Annotated in this window: 6 protein-coding genes and 1 pseudogene; 3 read left to right on the top strand and 4 right to left on the bottom strand. The window is 43.1% G+C overall.

Annotated elements, in window-relative coordinates; translation table 11 throughout:
• Positions 1-129 precede the first annotated feature (129 nt).
• The 3 genes and pseudogenes from AC2VE5_RS24720 to AC2VE5_RS24710 all read right to left on the bottom strand — a co-directional run.
• Positions 130-252 (bottom strand): annotated as a pseudogene (locus AC2VE5_RS24720) (VOC family protein); the annotation flags it as partial.
• A gap of 122 nt (positions 253-374) precedes the next feature.
• Positions 375-818: a GFA family protein gene (locus tag AC2VE5_RS24715; RefSeq protein ID WP_486890261.1), complete on the bottom strand. Its 444-nt coding sequence runs from the start codon at positions 816-818 to the stop codon at positions 375-377.
• Between the two features lie 28 nt (positions 819-846).
• Positions 847-1,218: a DUF2834 domain-containing protein gene (locus AC2VE5_RS24710; RefSeq protein WP_486890260.1), complete on the bottom strand. Its 372-nt coding sequence runs from the start codon at positions 1,216-1,218 to the stop codon at positions 847-849.
• Between the two features lie 290 nt (positions 1,219-1,508).
• Here AC2VE5_RS24710 and AC2VE5_RS24705 point away from each other — a divergent pair, with 290 nt between their 5' ends.
• The 3 genes from AC2VE5_RS24705 (at position 1,509) to AC2VE5_RS24695 (ending at position 2,996) form a co-directional block, all read left to right on the top strand.
• Positions 1,509-2,342: a helix-turn-helix domain-containing protein gene (locus AC2VE5_RS24705; RefSeq protein WP_486890259.1), complete on the top strand. Its 834-nt coding sequence runs from the start codon at positions 1,509-1,511 to the stop codon at positions 2,340-2,342.
• 142 nt (positions 2,343-2,484) lie between these two features.
• Complete coding sequence (locus tag AC2VE5_RS24700; RefSeq protein WP_486890258.1) at positions 2,485-2,799, top strand: helix-turn-helix domain-containing protein; 315 nt, start codon at positions 2,485-2,487, stop codon at positions 2,797-2,799.
• Between the two features lie 11 nt (positions 2,800-2,810).
• On the top strand, positions 2,811-2,996 hold the full coding sequence (locus tag AC2VE5_RS24695; protein ID WP_486890257.1) for a hypothetical protein: 186 nt from the start codon (positions 2,811-2,813) through the stop codon (positions 2,994-2,996).
• 323 nt (positions 2,997-3,319) lie between these two features.
• Here the strand turns inward: AC2VE5_RS24695 and AC2VE5_RS24690 are convergent.
• A partial coding sequence (locus tag AC2VE5_RS24690) for a transposase (protein ID WP_486890256.1) occupies positions 3,320-3,635 on the bottom strand: 316 nt, incomplete at its 5' end.

Below are 3,635 nucleotides of genomic sequence, written 5' to 3'. Positions count from 1 at the left end.
GCTCAGGATTTTGGCAAAATGACTACAAAGGAAGTCTGATGTGAGAAAATAAAGTTTAAAAGCTTTACATTACAAGCTTTTTCAAGTTTTAGTTTGTTTTTTCCTTACTCAGAGTGACAAAAGAGGGATAGAGAGCGACACAAACCCATCGGCAGACATATCTTCGCTAAAGCCGAAATGCTGCTTAACAAACGTAGCTGATGCTGTGACATCATCGACATTAAGGGAAATGGCTGAAGCGGTAATCTTCATAATTTATCCTTATGCTTGAGCAGATTTGTGCCGTCATGGCTAATAATTTTGATGGCGATCGCCATCCTGTGGTTTTGTCCCTTATTTGTAAAACTCCTGCCTATAGGTTGATTTGGTTCAGCTTACTTGATTCCGTCTGCGGCAATAGAATTATTGGGTGGTGGTGGCAACTTGGCAAACTTGGGTAATTCTGGGTTCATGTAATCCCATTTTTGAGCGCTGGCTGTATAAAAATTCATTCCTGGTTGAAACTCGCTTGGGTCATCAAGGCTGCCTGCTGTAATGCCCATGAATTCAGGCATTGACGGCTTACCAAATAATTGAGAACCACAATTTGGACAAAATCCCCGACTGACGATGCCTCCACTATCACCCATAACGTCGTGATATTTGACATTACCAGTAATGGTGACTGCATCGCGTAGTACGAGCAGCGCCGCCGCAAAAGCCGTGCCTGTCGCCCTTTGACAATCTCGGCAATGGCAATTTCCCATAACTATTGGCTCTGCTACACATTCGTAGCGGATAGCTCCGCACATACAACCGCCAGTAAAAGGTGTTTTCATAAAAATGCCTCGCTGATTATCTTGTGTACTATTTGAATGCGTTTCTTTCCAAGATTTGCGCTCGGCGATACAAAAAGAAAGGCAGAGCGCAAGAAACCCCAACTCCAAAGGTCAACGCAACGTAGAGGAGAATCCCCAAACGGGAAGCCCCTAAATGTTTCAGTTCTACCCAGGCAAAATAAAAGAACGCGATCGCACTAATGTACAAATCACTTGCATGAGCCGCAGCAATGTTGTTCTCAAACGCTCGTTGCAGAAATAACGCTGGAGACAGTAACGCGCCGGGATCTTGCAGCAGCCAAAACCAGGGCGCAATTGACCCAGCGATCGCTAGAAATAAATAAATGATTTTCGTAGAGTTGAGTAAACTTTTTGCTGGAATATTTGTTGACTTCAGCACGATCTTCTCCTGTAAGTTAATAAGATTGTTTTACCTGAGCCGTCTTTCGCCAAGAGTTATATCAATCGGATAGTTTCGGATTGCGATCGCCTTGTGAAAGCTTGCACAGAGTGCAAGTCAGCTTCAAAGAAGGCGCTAACCATCTCGATTGACCTTTTTACTGGCAATTTATTTTGCTGTATTTGTTTTCAGCATGGTTATTCACCCCAATTGGTATATCATCATCGTGCCAAAGAGAGATAATTGAAGCAATTACCTGTGAGGTAATCAAAATTCTTGCAAAACTTATTATGCAGCGACGCACTATTACCTCTGACCGCCAACTTGAATCTTTTGGAATGCTCCTCAAACAATGGCGCAACGGGCGCGGCTTCAGCCAGCTTGATTTAGCGATCGCAAGTCAAGTTTCTCAACGCCACATTAGTTTTATCGAATCAGGACGCGCCAAACCAAGTCGGGAGATGGTGCTGCAATTGGCAATAATCTTAGAAATTCCTCTCAGACAGCAAAATTTGATGCTAACGGCGGCAGGATTTGCCCCTATCCATACAGAAACCGATCTGTCGGCTCCAGAAATGACCTCGGTGCGTAAAGCCCTTGATTTCCTGCTGCGGCAGCAAGAACCATACCCGGCGTTTGTAATCGATCGCTACTGGAATCTGCTGTTGACTAATAGCGCCGCTACTCGACTGCTGACTATTTTTATCGAGCCAGACAAACTCCAAAACTATTTTTATCAAGAAGGAAAAATCAATTTGCTGCGAGTCATGTTCGATCCCCAAGGTTTACGTCCGTTTATCGCTAACTGGCAAGAAGTTGCTGATCACTTACTGCAACGGGTGCATAGAGAAGCGATTTCCGCAGGTGAAAGTAAACAATCTATTGCGTTGCGGCAGGAACTGATGAGCTATCCAGGTATTTCTGAACTATGGCAAACTTTAAATCAAGCTGTACAAAATATCCTACTACTCACTATCCACCTCCAGCGTCAGAACTTAGATTTGCAGTTTTTTTCAACGATCGCGACATTAGGTACGCCCTACGATATCACGCTTCAGGAATTGCGAATTGAATGCCTATTTCCTGCCGATGAGCAGACGGAGCTAAGTTGGCAAGCAGAATAAACATTGTTAAACAGTTGAAAGGAGCGCCATTGATGGCAATCAGGCATCCCAAAGTTTACCTACCAAACTTTGGAATGCAATATAGCAATCCTGAATCATTTATGAAAAAAAGAGGAGCTAAGGATATAGTTAAACAAAGCAGTTGTTCAAGTACCGTGACTTGGAAATAAAATGTCTGAGCGATTTCATCGAGAGTAATCCTGATCCCAGAGAACTAAAACGGGCGTTGGCAGTTCAAATGGTCAAACAGAAGTGTAGCTACTTTGAGATTAGAGATGTGTTGCAGGTGTCTGTCGGATTTATCAGTAAGTATAAACAACTGTTTAAGCAGCAAGGCATCGCTGGACTTGCCCTAAAGTATCAAGGGTCTACTGGTTATCTTGAGGGAGAAACACGCCTTGCAGTAATTGAGTGGCTCAAGCAAAAGAATTACTGGAATTTATCAGAACTTAAATAGCAGATTGTCAGGTGCTACCCGACTTGTGGGAGCAAATTAACTCCAATATTGAACAAGGATCAGGTGATGGCGGTGATGACACAATAGACTGTTACGACACAATCACTCAACGCCAAGCCAAAGTAGTGATTCCACCTCGCAGTAACCCCCAGCTTCAACAGCCTAATACCCCTCTTTTATCACTTTCAGGAGAGTAAAATCTAGAACCTGCTTTAGCTCAGGATTTTGGCAAAATGACTACAAAGGAAGTCTGATGTGAGAAAATAAAGTTTAAAAGCTTTACATTACAAGCTTTTTCAAGTTTTAGTTTGTTTTTTCCTTACTCAGAGTGACAAAAGAGGGATACAGCAGATTGCAGGCTTATTGAGTACAGTAACAGCAATTGGTAAACCAGTTGCGTAAATGCTTGGGATTGATTAAGTCAAGAGCAGTGGCAATGAGGACATCAACCATGTTTGTAGTGGTAGGGGAAAATTGACGTAAGAAAGATTCCAGTTGTGACCACCATAGTTCAATCGGATTAAAATCTGGAGAAATTCGGTGATAAATTCAGCACGTTTGCACCAACAGCTTGAATCATTGGTTTGATAGCAGCTATCTTGTGAGCGGGAAGATTGTCCATAATCACTACCGCCCCAGACCATAGTCGCGGGACTAAACACTTTTCAATAAAGACCTGAAAAGCGTCGCCATCCATCGCTCCATCTAAAGTCATTAGTGCCACTACATCACTCAAGCTGATGGCGCCAATTACTGTAACTGTTGCGCCTCGGTAAAAAGGTTTCAAATCATACATACTACCACGATAGGAACGAGCATGAGTCCTGGTTAAGCCC

This window comes from Aliterella sp. E5.1 (assembly GCF_057473825.1).
Note: the sequence above shows the minus strand (reverse complement) of the source record. Positions and strands in the feature narration are given on the sequence as shown.